The organism is Sphingomonas sp. KR3-1, from assembly GCF_040049295.1.
GTDB lineage: Bacteria > Pseudomonadota > Alphaproteobacteria > Sphingomonadales > Sphingomonadaceae > Sphingomonas.
Genome location: NZ_JBDZDQ010000001.1, coordinates 2,218,422 through 2,233,290, shown reverse-complemented (window position 1 = coordinate 2,233,290; position 14,869 = coordinate 2,218,422). Strand labels below are relative to the sequence as shown.

Annotated in this window: 16 protein-coding genes; 8 read left to right on the top strand and 8 right to left on the bottom strand. The window is 67.9% G+C overall.

Features of this window, described 5'->3' with window-relative positions; translation table 11 throughout:
* Positions 1-11: 11 nt before the first annotated feature.
* The 6 genes from thrC to ABLE38_RS10935 form a co-directional block, all read right to left on the bottom strand.
* The gene (thrC, locus tag ABLE38_RS10960) at positions 12-1,403 is read right to left on the bottom strand and encodes a threonine synthase (protein ID WP_348974177.1); all 1,392 of its coding nucleotides are present in this window, start codon (positions 1,401-1,403) and stop codon (positions 12-14) included.
* Positions 1,404-1,452: 49 nt separating this feature from the next.
* Positions 1,453-2,076, bottom strand: coding sequence for an SURF1 family protein (locus ABLE38_RS10955; RefSeq protein WP_348974176.1), 624 nt, complete (start codon positions 2,074-2,076; stop codon positions 1,453-1,455).
* 68 nt (positions 2,077-2,144) lie between these two features.
* Positions 2,145-3,029 (bottom strand): cytochrome c oxidase subunit 3, encoded by an 885-nt coding sequence (locus ABLE38_RS10950; RefSeq protein ID WP_348974175.1) that lies wholly within the window; start codon positions 3,027-3,029, stop codon positions 2,145-2,147.
* 86 nt (positions 3,030-3,115) lie between these two features.
* Complete coding sequence (locus tag ABLE38_RS10945) at positions 3,116-3,679, bottom strand: cytochrome c oxidase assembly protein (protein ID WP_348974174.1); 564 nt, start codon at positions 3,677-3,679, stop codon at positions 3,116-3,118.
* On the bottom strand, positions 3,676-3,843 hold the full coding sequence (locus tag ABLE38_RS10940) for a hypothetical protein (RefSeq protein WP_348974173.1): 168 nt from the start codon (positions 3,841-3,843) through the stop codon (positions 3,676-3,678). Before ABLE38_RS10940 ends, ABLE38_RS10945 begins: the two co-directional genes overlap by 4 nt.
* Positions 3,840-4,742 (bottom strand): heme o synthase, encoded by a 903-nt coding sequence (locus ABLE38_RS10935; protein WP_348974172.1) that lies wholly within the window; start codon positions 4,740-4,742, stop codon positions 3,840-3,842. The genes ABLE38_RS10940 and ABLE38_RS10935 overlap by 4 nt, the downstream gene beginning before the upstream one ends.
* Before the next feature lie 100 nt (positions 4,743-4,842).
* Here ABLE38_RS10935 and ABLE38_RS10930 point away from each other — a divergent pair, with 100 nt between their 5' ends.
* Positions 4,843-5,163 (top strand): hypothetical protein, encoded by a 321-nt coding sequence (locus tag ABLE38_RS10930; RefSeq protein WP_348974171.1) that lies wholly within the window; start codon positions 4,843-4,845, stop codon positions 5,161-5,163.
* A gap of 79 nt (positions 5,164-5,242) precedes the next feature.
* On the opposite strand, the gene ctaD is transcribed toward ABLE38_RS10930, so the two are convergent.
* Both ctaD and coxB read right to left on the bottom strand, forming a co-directional pair.
* Complete coding sequence (ctaD, locus tag ABLE38_RS10925; protein ID WP_348974170.1) at positions 5,243-6,913, bottom strand: cytochrome c oxidase subunit I; 1,671 nt, start codon at positions 6,911-6,913, stop codon at positions 5,243-5,245.
* 1 nt (position 6,914) lies between these two features.
* Positions 6,915-7,988 (bottom strand): cytochrome c oxidase subunit II, encoded by a 1,074-nt coding sequence (gene coxB / locus ABLE38_RS10920; RefSeq protein ID WP_348974169.1) that lies wholly within the window; start codon positions 7,986-7,988, stop codon positions 6,915-6,917.
* Between the two features lie 172 nt (positions 7,989-8,160).
* Between coxB and pyrE the strand changes: the two genes are divergently transcribed.
* The 7 genes from pyrE to ABLE38_RS10885 all read left to right on the top strand — a co-directional run bounded on the left by pyrE (position 8,161) and on the right by ABLE38_RS10885 (position 14,869).
* Positions 8,161-8,745: an orotate phosphoribosyltransferase gene (gene pyrE / locus ABLE38_RS10915; RefSeq protein WP_348974168.1), complete on the top strand. Its 585-nt coding sequence runs from the start codon at positions 8,161-8,163 to the stop codon at positions 8,743-8,745.
* 13 nt (positions 8,746-8,758) lie between these two features.
* The gene (locus ABLE38_RS10910) at positions 8,759-9,487 is read left to right on the top strand and encodes a pyridoxine 5'-phosphate synthase (protein WP_348974167.1); all 729 of its coding nucleotides are present in this window, start codon (positions 8,759-8,761) and stop codon (positions 9,485-9,487) included.
* Positions 9,488-9,641: 154 nt separating this feature from the next.
* Positions 9,642-10,046: a holo-ACP synthase gene (gene acpS, locus ABLE38_RS10905; RefSeq protein WP_348974166.1), complete on the top strand. Its 405-nt coding sequence runs from the start codon at positions 9,642-9,644 to the stop codon at positions 10,044-10,046.
* Positions 10,046-10,915: a signal peptidase I gene (gene lepB, locus ABLE38_RS10900; RefSeq protein ID WP_348974165.1), complete on the top strand. Its 870-nt coding sequence runs from the start codon at positions 10,046-10,048 to the stop codon at positions 10,913-10,915. The genes acpS and lepB overlap by 1 nt, the downstream gene beginning before the upstream one ends.
* Positions 10,912-12,078 carry an AI-2E family transporter gene (locus tag ABLE38_RS10895; protein WP_348974164.1) on the top strand — a complete coding sequence of 389 codons (1,167 nt, stop codon included), beginning with the start codon at positions 10,912-10,914 and terminating at the stop codon, positions 12,076-12,078. The genes lepB and ABLE38_RS10895 overlap by 4 nt, the downstream gene beginning before the upstream one ends.
* Entirely contained in the window at positions 12,075-12,695 is a 621-nt protein-coding gene (gene maiA / locus ABLE38_RS10890) for a maleylacetoacetate isomerase (RefSeq protein WP_348974163.1), read from the top strand. The genes ABLE38_RS10895 and maiA overlap by 4 nt, the downstream gene beginning before the upstream one ends.
* A 137-nt stretch (positions 12,696-12,832) precedes the next feature.
* Positions 12,833-14,869, top strand: coding sequence for a TonB-dependent receptor (locus ABLE38_RS10885; protein WP_348974493.1), 2,037 nt, complete (start codon positions 12,833-12,835; stop codon positions 14,867-14,869).

The window sequence follows — 14,869 nt, the reverse complement described above, 5'->3', positions numbered from 1 at the left end:
TGGGGGAGGATTTAGGAGCGCGGCTTGGCGATACCGGCGATGTAGTCGCGCACCGCATCGAGCGTGCCCGGCAGCACGTCGTAGCGCTCCTGCCGGTCGAACAGGTCGCCCACCCGCGCGGGCAGCGCCGGGCGCATGCCGGTGGCGCGCTCGACGGCGTCGGCGAACTTGGCCGGGTGCGCGGTCGCCAGCGTCACCACCGGCACATCGGCGGGGAGGTCGGCGCGGCGCGCGGCGGCGAGGCCGATCGCGGTGTGCGGATCGATCACCTGCGCGGCCTCGGCCGAGGCCCAGCGCATCGTCTCGTTCATCTCGTCGGGAGTGATCCGGTCGCTGGCGAAGATCTGCGCGGCGCCCTGCTGCTGGGCATTGGTGAGGCGCATCGCCTTGGTCGATTCGAACCCCGCCATCTGCTCGGCGACGCTGCCGCCGGCGAGATCGGCGAGCAGCCGCTCGAAATTCGAGCTGACCTGGATGTCCATGCTCGGCGCCGCGGTTGGCGTCACGGTGCCCGCCGAATAATCGCCGTTCGACAGCGCGCGGTGGAGGATATCGTTGACGTTGGTGGCCACCACCAGCCGCTCGATCGGCAGCCCCATCTTCGCTGCGACATAGCCGGCGAAGACATCGCCGAAATTGCCCGTCGGCACTGCGAAGGCAACCTTCTGCGCCGGCGCGCCGAGGCGGACCGCAGCGTAGAAATAATAGACCACCTGCGCCATCAGCCGCGCCCAGTTGATCGAGTTGACCGCGCTGAGGCGGAAACGGCCGGAGAAGGCCGCGTCGTTGAACAGCGCCTTCACCATCGCCTGGGCATCGTCGAAGCTGCCTTCGATCGCGATGTTGTGGACGTTGGGCGCCAGCACCGTGGTCATCTGGCGGCGCTGCACGTCGGACACGCGGCCCTTGGGGTGGAGCATGAAGATGTCGACGCCGTGCCGCCCGGCGACTGCGTCGATCGCGGCGCTGCCGGTGTCGCCCGAGGTCGCGCCGACGATGGTCAGCGGCTCGCTGCTGCCGGTCAGGAACTTCTCGAACAGCAGGCCGAGCAGCTGGAGCGCGACGTCCTTGAAGGCCAGCGTCGGGCCGTGGAACAGCTCGAGCAGGAAGTGGCGATGGTCGAGCTGGACCAGCGGCGTCACCGCGGCCTGCGAGAAGCGGCCATAGGCCTGGGTGCACAGGTCGCGCAGCTCCGCTTCGCTCAGGTCCTCGCCGGTGAACGGCGCCATCACGCGCACCGCGGTCTCGACATAGGAGAGGCCCTTCAGCGCTTCGATGTCCTCGCGACTGAAGCTGGGCCAGCTGGTCGGGACGTACAATCCGCCGTCGCTCGCCAGCCCGGCAAGCGTCACGTCACGGAAGCCAAGCAGTGGCGCACTGCCTCGGGTGCTCTGGTATCGCATGAGGGCGGGGCCTAGCGGGCGCGGACCCGCGGGGCAAGAAAGCCGAACTTTAGGCGGCCTTCGGCTTCTGGCGCAGCTTGAGCGCCAGCACGTAGATCACCGCCGCGACGAGCGCGAACAGGAACCACTGCACCGCATAGGAGAGATGATTGTTGGGCACGCTCGACAGGTCGGGCCTGGCGGTCGGCTCCAGCCCGGGCGCCGCGGCTTCCGAGATCAGCATCAGATGCTTGGGCGCGCTGTCGAACAGGCCGGCGAGCAGCGGGCGATGATCGGGGGCGTGGGTGATCGTGCCGGTCACCTTTCCGCCCTTCCAGGCGGGCTGGACCTTGGGATCGGGCGCGACGCCCATGTCGACCAGCAGCACCGGGCCTTCCGCGCCGGTGCTGCACTGGGCAAGGTGGCGATAGCCGTTGGTGCCCTTGACCGAGCGCCCGCCCTGGCTCTGCCAGCCGATCACGCGGAGGCAATAGGCATCGGCGCGGCGGAAGAGATTGTCATCCCCCACCGGCAGGCGCGGAAAGGCCATTTCCGGCTTGCCGAGGTTCGCCGCATAGAGCTGGAGCGCCGCCAGCTTCTCGCCGCGGCGCTGGAGCTGCCAGATGCCGAGCCCGATCATCGCCGCGATGGCGAGGCCGACGACGAGCGTGGGGATCAGGGGAAAGCGCGGCATGGGCCCTCAAAAGCAAAGGGGGAGGCGAGCCCGGCCCGCCTCCCCCGAAAAATGTCGTCCGTCCGCGCTCAGCCGGCGTGGACCGGCGCGCCCCAGCCGCCCCAGACATAGATGGAGGCGAAGAGGAACAGCCACACCACGTCGACGAAGTGCCAGTACCAGGCGGCCGCCTCGAAGCCGAAATGCTGCTTCGGAGTGAAGTCGCCCTTGTAGGCGCGGACCAGGTTCACGATCAGGAAGATCGTGCCGATGATCACGTGGAAGCCGTGGAAACCGGTCGCCATGAAGAAGGCGCCGCCATAGCTCGAGCCGCCGGTCGACGCCGCCGCGAACGGGAACGGCGCCTCGCTATACTCATAGGCCTGGAAGCAGCTGAAGGTCAGGCCCAGGATGATCGTGCACCACAGGCCCTTCTTCAGGCTGTCATTCTCGCCGACGCCGATGAGGCCCCACAGCCCCTTCAGCGCGCCGCCGCGCTCATTGTGGATCAGCGCGTGGTGCGCCCAGGTCACGGTGCAGCCCGAGCAGAGCAGGATCAGCGTGTTGAGCAGCGGGAACTTCCACGCGTCGAGCACTTCCATGCCCTTGGGCGGCCACTGCCCGCCAACCGCCTCGACGTGCGAGGGGAAGAGCGAGAAATCGAACCAGGCCCAGAACCAGCCGACGAAGAACATCACCTCCGAGGCGATGAACAGGATCATGCCGTAGCGCAGGTGGAGCTGCACGATCGGCGTGTGATCGCCGGCATGCGCTTCCTGGATCACCTTGCTCCACCAGCCGAACATCGTGATCGCCACCAGCGCGACGCCGGCGAAGAAGACCAGATAGGCGCTCGGATATTTGTGCATCACCATGATGCCGCCCGAAGCGAGCACCAGCGCCGAAAAGGCGCCGAACAGCGGCCAGATGCTGGGTGGAAGGATGTGGTACTGGTGATTCTTTGCCCCGGCCATCGAACTTCCCTGCTCCTATTTTGCAGCAAGCTTTACGGTGCGAAATCGCATCCCGCAACAATCCTCGCGCGCGCGTGGTTCCGGCTTCAATGCGCCTTGGCCGCCGCCTCCTTCACCGCCGGCGATTCGGCCGGGTAGAAGGTGTAGGACAGTGTGATCTCCTGCACGTCGCGCGCATCGGGATCCTTCAGGATCTCGGGATCGACATAGAAGATCACCGGCATGCGCACCGTCTCGCCCGGCTTCAGCGTCTGCTCGGTGAAGCAGAAGCACTGGATCTTCTTGAAATACTTGCCGACGAACACCGGCGTGACGTTGAAGGTCGCGGTGCCGCTGGTCTCGTGGTCGGCAGTGTTGGTGGCGGTGAAGAACGCCATGTCGCGCCCGCCGATGTCGATCGTGTCGGCGCGGCGCTCGGGCTGGAACTTCCAGGGGATGCCCTTGCCGACATTGGTGTCGAACGCCACCGTCACCTTGCGCTCGCCGACCGCGCCGGGCGCACCGGTGCCGCGGCCGGTGGTGCCGTTGAGGCCGGTCGATTCGCAGAACATCCGGTAGAGCGGCACGGCGGCGAAGCCGAGCCCGGTCATCGAGCACACGCCGATGCCGGCGAGGATCGCCACCCTGAGGTTGCGATCGATGCGGATCATCCCCCGTGGCCCAGCTGGATCTTCACGATCGAGATGGCGAAGACGAGCACGACGAACAGCCCGAGCAGCACCGCCATCACGGTGGCGCGGCTGCGCTGGCGGGCGCGGATCACTTCGGTTTCGTCGGCGGCCGGCGGCGGCGCCTGGATCAAGTCATCGGTCATGCGAACCACCTGTCGACGACAAGCGCGCCGAACACAATGAAGAGATAGAGGATCGAGAATTTGAACAGCCGCTTCTCGGGCGCCATGTTGTCGTCGGGCTCCGAGCGGCGGATCGCCACCTGCACCGCCATGGCGAGGAACAGGCCGGAGAGCACTGCGGCGACAATCCCGTAGATCGGCCCCGCCAGCCCGAGCGGCCAGGGCGCGGCGGCGCAGACGATCATCGGCAGCGTGTAGAGCCCGATCTGGATGCGGGTGGAGCGCTCGCCCGCCACCACCGGCAGCATCGGCACCCCGGCATTGGCGTAATCGGTCTTCACGAACAGCGCGAGCGCCCAGAAATGCGGCGGCGTCCACAGGAAGATCAGCCCGAACAGCAGGATCGGCAGCGTGGTCACGTCGCCCGTCGCCGCCGCCCAGCCGATCATCGGCGGGAAGGCGCCCGCCGCGCCGCCGATCACGATGTTCTGCGGCGTCCGGCGCTTGAGCCAGATCGTGTAGACGAAGACGTAGAACAGGATCGACGCGGCGAGGATCAGCGTCGCGACCAGGTTGATCGCGAAATACATCAGGGCGAGGCTGAAACAGGCCAGCCCGACGCCGAAATGCAGCGCCGACTGCTTGTCCATCCGCCCGGCCGGCAGCGGCCGCTTCTGCGTGCGCTTCATCTTGGCGTCGAGATCGGCCTCGTACCATTGGTTGAGCGCCCCCGCCGCGCCCGCGCCGAGCGCGATGCACAGGATCGCGGTGAAGCCGAGCACCGGGTGGATCGGCACCGGCGCAGCCAGCATACCGCACAGCCCGGTGAAGACGACGAGCGTCATCACCCGCGGCTTGGTCAGCGCCAGGAAATCGCGCCATTCGGCGGGCAGGGTTACGGCGGCTGCGGTGGTGCTCATGATCGTGCAGGGGCTATAGTCGCGCGGGCGCGCCGGGGGAAGTGGACGCTTTGCCACAGGCTCAGGGGCGAGATAGCTTCTGTCCTCGGGGAGGCAGCCCATGCGCGAATTGTTTTTCTACACCCTGCTTGCCGTCTCGGCGGTGTTTGGCTTCGCCTCCATCGTTGGCCTGGTGATTTGGCGAAGCGGCTTCGCCAGCTATTCGATGCGCAGGGATATCGCCCAGATCTGGCAGATGCTGTCGGAGCTGCGCGCCGGCATGCTCGCCGCAATCGGCGCGCTCGCCTTGCCGCTGCTGATCTGGGGCACGGCCAATCTCTTCGTCGGCCTTGATCAGCAGCGCTGGGAGATGGCGGCTACCGGCGGCGGCATGCTCGCAGCCGCCGCCGTGCTGATCGCGCTGCTCTTTCGCAACGCCTGAGGACCGCATGCCGCCCAAACGAAAACGCCCCGGAAGTTTCCTCCCGGGGCGCTTCGTTATTCAGCCTGTCAGGCCCAGCTCAGTGATGCCCGTCCTCGATGACCGGCAGCGTCTCGAACTGGTGGAAAGGCGGCGGGCTGGACAGCGTCCATTCCAGCGTCGTCGCGCCTTCGCCCCACGGGTTGCCCTCAGCCTTCTTGCCGGCGAGCAGCGACATGATGACGTTGACGAAGAAGATCGCCATCGACGAGGCCATGATCATGTAGCCCACGGTCGCGACCATGTTCCAATGCGCATAGGCATCGGGATAATCGGGATAGCGGCGCGGCATGCCCTGCAGGCCGAGGAAGTGCATCGGGAAGAACATCACGTTCACGCCGATGAAGAACACCCAGAAGTGCAGCTGGCCGAGCAGCTCGTTGTACATCCGGCCCGACATCTTCGGGAACCAGTAGTAGAAGCCGGCGAACAGCGAGAACACCGCGCCGAGCGACAGCACATAGTGGAAGTGCGCGACGACGTAATAGGTGTCCTGCATATAGTCGTCGACGCCACCGTTCGCGAGGACGACGCCGGTCACGCCGCCGACGGTGAACATGAAGATGAAGCCGATCGCCCAGACCATCGGAGTCTTGAAGCTGATCGAGCCGCCCCACATCGTGGCGATCCACGAGAAGATCTTCACGCCGGTCGGCACCGCGATCACCATGGTCGCCGCGGTGAAGTACATCTTGATCGTCACCGACATGCCGGTGGTGAACATGTGGTGCGCCCACACGACGAAGCCGACCAGGCCGATCGCGACCATCGCGTACGCCATGCCGAGATAGCCGAACACCGGCTTGCGGCTGAACGTGGCGATGATCTGGCTGACGATGCCGAAGCCCGGCAGGATCATGATGTACACTTCGGGGTGACCGAAGAACCAGAACAGGTGCTGGTAGAGGATCGGATCGCCGCCGTACTGCGGATCGTAGAAGGCGGTGCCGAAGTTGCGGTCGGTCAGCAGCATGGTGATCGCCGCGGCGAGCACCGGCAGCGCCAGCAGCAGCAGGAAGGCAGTGATCAGCACCGACCACACGAACAGCGGCATCTTGTGCAGGGTCATGCCCGGGGCGCGCATGTTGAAGATGGTGGTGATGAAGTTGATCGCGCCCAGGATCGAGCTGGCGCCGGCCAAGTGGAGCGACAGGATCGCCATGTCGACCGACGGTCCGGGCTCGCCATAGGTGGAGAGCGGGGCATAGACCGTCCAGCCCGTGCCCGCGCCGATGCCGACGAACGGCGAGGCGAGGAGCAGCAGGAAGGCCGGGATCAGCAGCCAGAACGAGATGTTGTTCATCCGCGGGAACGCCATGTCCGGCGCACCGATCATGATCGGCACGAACCAGTTGCCGAAGCCGCCGATCATCGCCGGCATGACCATGAAGAACACCATGATCAGGCCGTGCGCGGTGATCAGCACGTTCCAGAAGTGCATCGCGTCGTCGAAGCTATGCTCGCCGCCGTGCAGCATGCCCAGCCAGGTCGGCAGATACTGGATCCCCGGATGCATCAGCTCGGCGCGCATCAGGCCCGAGATGCCGCCGCCGATGATGCCGGCGACGATCGCGAAGATCAGGTAGAGGGTGCCGATGTCCTTGTGGTTCGTCGACATGAACCAGCGGGCGAAGAAGCCCGGCTTGTGATCGGCATCGTGATGATCATGGGCATGATCGTGATCATGCGCTTGGAGGGCGATATCGGTCATTTCAGTGGCCCGTGCTCTTGCCGGCAGCGGCATTGTTGATCGCGGCGACCTCGTCGGCCGGCGCGGAGTCGTTGGTGGCGGCCGGCGCAGCGCTGTTGCCCTCGGCGGCGGCCGGAGCGGCGGCTGCCGCGCTCGGCATCGTGCCGCCCTTCGACTTCACCCACACGGCGAACTCGGCCGGCGACACGGCTTCCACCGCGATCGGCATATAGGCGTGGCGCGCGCCGCACAGTTCGGAGCACTGGCCGAAATAGAGGCCCGGCTTCTCGATGACGAAGCTGGTCTCGTTGAGCTTGCCCGGCACCGCGTCGAGCTTGATCCAGAAGGCGGGGACCGCCCAGCTGTGGATCACGTCCTGCGCGGTGGTGATCAGGCGGATCGGCACGCCGACCGGCAGCACGACGCGCGTGTCGGTCGCGAGCAGGCGCGGGCCGTCGGCATCGGTGCGGTAGCGCTGGCCGGCCGGGACCTGGCTCTGCTCCTTGAGCATGTTGGCGGTCAGCTGGATGCCGCCATTGTCCGGATATTCGTAGCTCCAGAACCACTGGTTGCCGATCGCCTTCAGCGTGATGGCATCCTTGGGCGCCGGCTTGAACTGCGCGGCGAGCAGCTGGATCGAGGGGACCGCGATCGCGACCAGGATCAGCACCGGCACCAGCGTCCACACCACTTCGATCGCGGTGTTGTGGCTGGTCTTGGACGGCACCGGATTGGCGGCGCGGCGATAGCGGAAGATCACCCAGAGCAGCAGGATCAGCACGAACACCGAGATCGCGGTGATCAGCGGCACCAGGATCATGTTGTGGAACTTGTGCGCCTCGCGCCCATTCGGCGTCACCTGCGGCTGCAGCCACCACGCATCGGCGGTCGGCTGGCCGATGCCGGGCGCCGCCTTGGTCAACGGCTTGCCCGTGGCATCGAGCGTGGGATCGGCGACTGCCGGCGTCGCGGCCGGCGCCGGAGCGGCGCTAGTGGCGGCAGGCGCCGCAATGTTCGCTGGCTCCTGGGCCGAAGCGGGCGTGGCGAACGCCATCCCCGCCGCCAGGAGGATCGAAGTCAACCCAAGCATGCGCATCGTCTATCTTCACCCTGTTCCGCAAGAGCCCCGGGCTGGGAAAGGATTACCCCCAGTGCAACTGGCGTATACGAGCCGTGCATCCATTCTCAACCCTTTTTGATCGCCCGTTGCGGCGGCTGGGAGCTGGTCCTAAGGGAAATCCAAGTCCCGGCGATGATTGGAGCGAGCATTGGAAGGCAACGCAGTTCTGGATGAGTTTCGTGCTGCAGGTGCGTTGCTCGAAGGCCATTTTATTCTCTCTTCGGGCCTGCGCTCTCCTATCTTCCTGCAAAAGATGCGAATCTTTGAGGACCCTGCCCGCACCGAGCGTGTGTGCAGTGCACTAGGAAAGCTGATCCGCGAGTCGTTCGGGGAGGTCGACATGGTGGTGTCGCCGGCAATCGGCGGGATCATTCCGGGTTATGAAACGGCGCGCGCGCTCGGCTGCAAGGCCGTGTTCGTCGAGCGCGAGGAGGGCGAATTCCAGCTGCGCCGCGGCTTCGAGATCCCCGAAGGCGCCCGCATCGTGATGGTCGAGGACATCGTCACCACCGGGCTTTCGTCGCGCGAATGCATCGCCGCGATCCGCAAGCATCCGGGCAACCTGCTCGGCGCGGCCTGCATCGTCGATCGCTCGAACGGCACGGCGGACGTCGGCGTGCCGCTCGTCTCGCTGCTCAAGATGGACGTGCCCGCCTATCCGGCCGACCAGCTGCCCCCCGAGCTCGCCGCGATCCCCGCGATCAAGCCGGGCAGCCGGGCGATCACGGCATAAGGAGGCGCCAAAGGTGACCGGCAAGCTCCGCCTCGGGGTCAACATCGATCACGTCGCCACCGTGCGCAACGCGCGCGGCTCGGGCTATCCCGATCCGGTGCGCGCCGCGCTGCGCGCAGTCGAGGCGGGTGCCGACGGCATCACCGCGCATCTGCGCGAGGATCGCCGCCACATCACCGACGACGACATCGCCCGGCTGGTCGACCAATTGACCGTCCCGCTCAACCTCGAGATGGCGGCGACGCAGGAAATGCTGGCGATCGCGCTCCGGCACCGCCCGCACGCGGTGTGCATCGTCCCCGAGAAGCGCGAGGAGCGCACCACCGAGGGCGGGCTCGACGCCGCCGGGCTGCATAACCACCTCGCGCCGATGGTCGAGCAGCTGCGCGCCAATGGCAGCCGCGTGTCGCTGTTCATCGAGCCCGACGCGCGCCAGATCGACGCGGCGCTGCGCCTCGGCGCGCCCGTCGTCGAGCTCCACACCGGGCGCTATTGCGAGCTGGCCGAGGGCGAACGCGAGGCCGAGCTGCGCCGCATCGCCGACGCCGCCGCGCTGGCGGTGAAGGCCGGGCTCGAGCCGCATGCCGGGCATGGCCTGACCTTCGACAATGTCATTCCGATCGCGGCGATCCCGCAGATCATGGAGTTGAACATCGGCCATTTCCTGATCGGCGAGGCGATCTTCGACGGCCTCGCCCCAGTGATCCAGCGCATGCGCGCGCTGATGGACGCGGCACGGTGATGGGCGCGTTCGATCCTCCCCGGCACGGGGAGGGGGACCGCCAGCGTAGCTGGTGGTGGAGGGGGCTCTTCACCTCGGCTTCGCACGCGGCGCCCCCCCTCCACCATTCGCCGCGCGAATGGTCCCCCTCCCCGTGCCGGGGAGGATCTTTGTCATGATCCTCGGCCTCGGCTCCGACCTCTGCAATATCGATCGGATCCAGAACTCGCTGGACCGTTTCGGGACACGCTTCGAGCAGCGCGTGTTCACCGATCTCGAGCTCGCCAAGGCCCGGCGCCGCCCGCACAATTATGCCGCCACGCTCGCCAAGCGCTTCGCCGCCAAGGAAGCCTTCTCCAAGGCGGTGGGAACCGGGTTCAGGCGCGGCGTGTTCATGAAGGACATCGGCGTCGTCAATGCGCCGTCCGGGGCACCTACTCTGGCACTCACCGGCGGCGCGAAGGCGAGGCTTGACGCCATCACCCCCGCGGGTCACGTCGCGAAGGTGCATCTGACGCTGACGGACGATCTTCCCTGGGCGTTCGCCATGGTGATGATCGAGGCGGTGAAGGAAGATTGATGGCGGCGGACGAGTTGGCACTCGGACACGAAACCTACGAGGAGTCGACGGACCGCCCGCGCACCGACTGGTGGGCGGAGGCGCGCGGCATCCTGTGGCTCGTGGTCGCGGTGCTCGGCTTCCACAGCCTGATCGCCAAGCCCTTCTTCATCCCCAGCGAATCGATGCTGCCCGGGCTGCAGGTCGGCGATCGGCTGGTCGTCACCAAATATCCCTATGGCTATAGCTGGGTCACGCCCACCTTCCACGTGCTGCCGCATCTGCAGGGCCGCATCCTTGGCCGCCTGCCCGAGCGCGGCGACGTGGTAATCGTCACCCCGCCGGGCACCAACACCGACTATATCAAGCGCGTGATCGGCCTGCCCGGCGATACGATCGGCGTGCGCGGCGGCATCGTCTATCTGAACGGCAAGGCGATCCCGCGCCGCGCGATGGAGGACCGCTACATCCCGGTCGACGCCAATACCCGCTGCGACGCCGACCATTATCCCGATGCGCTCGTCACCCGCGACGGCAAGCAATATTGCCGCCTGCCGATCTTCCGCGAGACGCTGCCCAACGGCCGCTCCTACGATACGATCGACCTCGGCTTCCGCCCCGGGCGCGGCGACAATTATCCCGAGATCCGCGTGCCCAGGGACCGCGTGTTCCTGATGGGCGACAATCGCGACAATTCGGCCGACAGCCGCTTCCCGCTCAGCCAGAACGGGCTCGGCGGCCCGGTGCCCTGGGAGAATATCGGCGGGCGCGCCGAGTTCATCACCTTCAGCCTCGACGGCAGCGCGAGCTGGAACCCGCTGACCTGGCCGCGCTCCTTCCGCCCCGGCCGCGCCGGCACCTCGCTCCATCCAGCACGGGACAGCCAATGAGCGATCCGCTCGCCTCCGACAATGTCCATGTCGTCCAGGAGCCCGGCCCCAACGAGCTGCGCGATCCCGTGGTGCGCGCCGAGCTGAAAAAGGCGAGCGTCTGGTTCGGCATGGCGATCGCGGTGGCGCTCGTCGTCCTGCTGATCCAGCCGCTGCTGATCATCTTCGGCGGGCTCGTCTTCGCCTCGATGCTCGATGGCGGCGCGCGCCTGCTCGGGCGGATCCTGCCGATCCCGCGGACGATCCGGATCGTCATAGTCATTCTGCTGGTGATCGCCTTCTTCGGCGGCATCTTCTACCTGACCGGCGTGCAGATCTCCGCCCAGGCCGAGCAGCTGCGCACCACGCTCGAGGTCCAGGCCAACAAGGTCGCGCAATGGGTCTCCGATCTCGGGCTGATGCCCGGCCGATCGGACCTGGCCGGGCTCGTCCAGCAGGCAGTGGGCAGCGTCGGCAAGCTCACCTCTGCGGTGGGATCGGTGTTCGGCGCGGTCTCGTCGCTGCTGATGATCGTCATCATCGGGCTGTTCGTGGCGCTCGAGCCGCGCATCTACGAGCGCGGGCTGCAATGGATGATCCCGCGCGATGCGCGCGACCAGTTCGCCGTCACCATCGGCCGGATGGCGACGACGATGCGCCGCCTGCTCGCCGGCCGCCTGTTCGGCATGCTCTTCGAAGGCGTGGTCACCGCCTTCTTCCTGTGGCTGGTCGGCGTGCCGATGGCGCTGCTACTGGGCATCATCACCGGCGTGCTCGCCTTCATCCCCAATATCGGCGCCTTCATCTCGGGCGTGATGATGGTCACCGTCGGCTTCAGCGCGGGCAACGACACCGGCATCTGGGCGATCATCATCTATTTCGCCGTGCAGAATTTCGACGGCTATGTCGTGATCCCGATGGTCGCGAGGCGGACGGTGGACATGCCGCCAGCGCTCACGCTCTCCTCGCAGATCCTCGCCTCCACGCTGTTCGGCGTGCTCGGGCTGGCGCTTGCCGATCCGATCGTGGCGATGATCAAGGTCGCGCTGGAGAGCGAGGCCGAGCGCGCCGCCCGTGCCTCCACCGAGCCGAGCCCGCGGCTGAGCTGGCGCATCCGCCACCGCAAGACCCACGAGGATGTCGACATCGTCCCCGTCGAGATGCCGCCCGGCGCCCAGCCATGATCCTCTACGACTATTTCCGCTCCTCGGCCGCCTATCGGGTGCGCATCGCGCTCAACCTGAAGGGCCTCGCCTATGAACGGCGCGACGTGATGCTGCTCGAGAACCAGCAGCGCTCGCCAGAGCATCTCGCCCGCAACCCGCAGGGCCTGGTGCCCGCGCTCGACACCGGCGAGGGAGTGCTTACCCAGAGCCTCGCGATCGTCGAATGGCTCGATTCGCGCTATCCCGAGCCGCGGCTGATCCCGACCGACGCGCACGCCCGCGCCGCCGCGATCGCCCGCGCGCTGGTCGTCGCAGCGGACATCCATCCGCTCAACAACCTGCGCGTGATGCGCCGCCTCAAGGACATGGGCGTCGACGAGGCCGGGCGGAACGACTGGACGCACCACTGGATCGCGGAAGGCTTTGCCGCGTTGGAGGCGATGGCCGGGGATGCTCCCTTCCTCGGCGGCGATGCCCCCGGCATCGCAGACCTCTTCCTGGTGCCCCAGATGTACAACGCCCGCCGTTTCGACACCCCGCTCGACGCCTATCCGCGGCTGGTCGCGATCGACGCCGCCTGCACCGCGCTGCCCGCCTTCGCCGCCGCCCATCCAGACGCCGTGGCGCCCAAGTGAGGCTGCCCCTTCTAAGCCCCTCCCCTTCAGGGGAGGGGTTGGGGTGGGGGCTGTCCGCGAGCTTCGGTCTTGGTGAGACTCTCGCCCCACCCCAAACCCCTCCGCTGAAGGGGAGGGGCCTTATTTGGGCGGCCGCCATCCTGCTTCCTCTTCCCGCCTTCGCGCAGGATCAGGACGGCCAGCGCGACCCCAACGAGATCGTCGTCACCGGCCGCGGGCTCGAGGCACCGCCCGGAGATGCGGCCTATGACGTGGTGACGATCGACCGCGACCGCATTGCCGGCACCGCCAGCGGCCGGCTGGAAGACGCGCTGCGCGATGCAGCCGGGCTCGCCCAGTTCCGCCGCTCCGATTCGCGCTCGGCCCATCCCACCTCGCAGGGGATCACGCTGCGCGGGCTCGGCGGCAATGCCTCGAGCCGCGCGCTGCTGCTGCTCGACGGCGTGCCCCAGGCCGATCCGTTCGGCGGCTGGGTCGCCTTCCCCGCCTATCTCCCCGCCCGCCTCGCCGGAGCCCGGATCACTCGCGGCGGCGGCAGCGGCTATGCCGGGCCGGGCGCGCTCGCCGGCACGATCGAGCTGGAGAGCGGCAGCCCGGCGCAGCTCGGCAGCCTCGCCCTCGACGCGCTCTATGGCAGCCGCGACAGCGTCGACCTGTCCGGCGTCGGCGCCGCCACTCTCGGCCGCGGCTTCGTCACCCTGGCCGGCCAATATGCGCGCGGAGACGGCTTCACCCCGATCGTCGCGGGCGACCGCGGCCCCGTCGATCGCCCCGCGCCCTACGAACAGGCCGCCGTCGCGCTGCGCGCCGTCACCGATCTCGGCGGCAACACCGAGCTCCAGGCCAATCTCTCCGCCTTCACCGATCACCGCGACCGCGGCGTCGACTTCACCCGGGTGAAGAGCGAAGGCGCCGATGCGAGCCTGCGCCTGGTCGGCCGCAGCGCCTGGGGCTGGTCGGCGCTCGCCTATCTGCAGACGCGCGGCTTCGCCTCGGGCTTCGCCAGCATCAACGATACGCGCACCACCGTCACCCCGACGCTCAACCAGTACGCCGTGCCCGCCACCGGCATCGGCGCGCGGCTCGAGATCGCGCCGCCCATCGGCGGCGGCGTTACGCTGCGCCTGGGCAGCGACCTGCGCCGCGTCTCAGGCCGCACCGAGGAGCTGTTCACCTATGTCGCCGGCGCCCCGACCCGCCGCCGCGTCGCCGGCGGCGAGAGCCTGACGCTCGGCGGGTTCGCCGATGCCAGCTACGAGAGCGGCCCGCTGACGCTCAGTGCCGGCGGCCGGCTCGACCATTGGGACATCACCAACGGCGCGCTGCTCGAGGCCCCGCTCGCCGGTGGCGCGACGCTGACCGACAGCCGCTTCCCCGACCGCCACGGCTGGGAAGCCACCGGCCGCGCCGGCGCCGCCTACCGGCTTGGCACGGTGACGCTGCGCACCGCGGCCTATCGCGGCTGGCGCCTGCCGACGCTCAACGAGCTCTACCGTCCCTTCCGCGTCGGCGCCGACGCCACCGCCGCCAACGCCGCGCTCGATCCCGAGCGATTGAGCGGCGCCGAGATCGGCGCGGACTGGCGCCCAACCCCGAGCCTCACCTTTCGCGCCACCGGCTATTGGAACCGGCTGACCGATGCGATCGTCAACGTCACGATCGCACAGGGGCCGGGCACCTTCCCCGGCGTCGGCGTGGTCTCGGCGGCGGGATTCTATCGCCAGCGCCAGAATATCGACGCGGTGACCGCCAAGGGTGTCGAGTTCGACAGCCGTTGGACCGCGGGCGACCTCAGCCTCGCTGCGTCCTACGCCTTTACCGATTCGCGCGTCTCCGCGTCGGGCGCGGCCGCGTCGCTCGACGGCCTGCGCCCGGCCCAGACCGCCAGGCACCAGGCCAGCGCGACGCTCGGCTGGGCGCACGCCGATGCCGGCGCCTCGCTCACCGCGCGCTATGCCGGGCCGCAATTCGAGGACGACCAGAATATGCGGACCTTGAAGGGCGCCTTCACGCTCGACGCCACCGCTGCGCTGCCGATCACCCGCGGCCTGGCGCTGCAGGCCCGGGCGGAGAATATCTTCGATGCCGAAGTGCAGGCAGGAGTCAGCGGCCCCGGCGTGATCGAGCGCGCGATGCCGCGGACGCTGTGGCTGGGGGCGAGGTTGCGGCTCTAG

Excerpts from the sequence above, each read along its gene's own strand:
- thrC (WP_348974177.1), bottom strand. The coding sequence starts at position 1,403 with ATGCGATACCAGAGCACCCGAGGCAGTGCGCCACTGCTTGGCTTCCGT.
- ABLE38_RS10955 (WP_348974176.1), bottom strand. The coding sequence starts at position 2,076 with ATGCCGCGCTTTCCCCTGATCCCCACGCTCGTCGTCGGCCTCGCCATC.
- ABLE38_RS10950 (WP_348974175.1), bottom strand. The coding sequence starts at position 3,029 with ATGGCCGGGGCAAAGAATCACCAGTACCACATCCTTCCACCCAGCATC.
- ABLE38_RS10945 (WP_348974174.1), bottom strand. The coding sequence starts at position 3,679 with ATGATCCGCATCGATCGCAACCTCAGGGTGGCGATCCTCGCCGGCATC.
- ABLE38_RS10940 (WP_348974173.1), bottom strand. The coding sequence starts at position 3,843 with ATGACCGATGACTTGATCCAGGCGCCGCCGCCGGCCGCCGACGAAACC.
- ABLE38_RS10935 (WP_348974172.1), bottom strand. The coding sequence starts at position 4,742 with ATGAGCACCACCGCAGCCGCCGTAACCCTGCCCGCCGAATGGCGCGAT.
- ABLE38_RS10930 (WP_348974171.1), top strand. The coding sequence starts at position 4,843 with ATGCGCGAATTGTTTTTCTACACCCTGCTTGCCGTCTCGGCGGTGTTT.
- ctaD (WP_348974170.1), bottom strand. The coding sequence starts at position 6,913 with ATGACCGATATCGCCCTCCAAGCGCATGATCACGATCATGCCCATGAT.
- coxB (WP_348974169.1), bottom strand. The coding sequence starts at position 7,988 with ATGCGCATGCTTGGGTTGACTTCGATCCTCCTGGCGGCGGGGATGGCG.
- acpS (WP_348974166.1), top strand. The coding sequence starts at position 9,642 with ATGATCCTCGGCCTCGGCTCCGACCTCTGCAATATCGATCGGATCCAG.
- lepB (WP_348974165.1), top strand. The coding sequence starts at position 10,046 with ATGGCGGCGGACGAGTTGGCACTCGGACACGAAACCTACGAGGAGTCG.
- ABLE38_RS10895 (WP_348974164.1), top strand. The coding sequence starts at position 10,912 with ATGAGCGATCCGCTCGCCTCCGACAATGTCCATGTCGTCCAGGAGCCC.
- maiA (WP_348974163.1), top strand. The coding sequence starts at position 12,075 with ATGATCCTCTACGACTATTTCCGCTCCTCGGCCGCCTATCGGGTGCGC.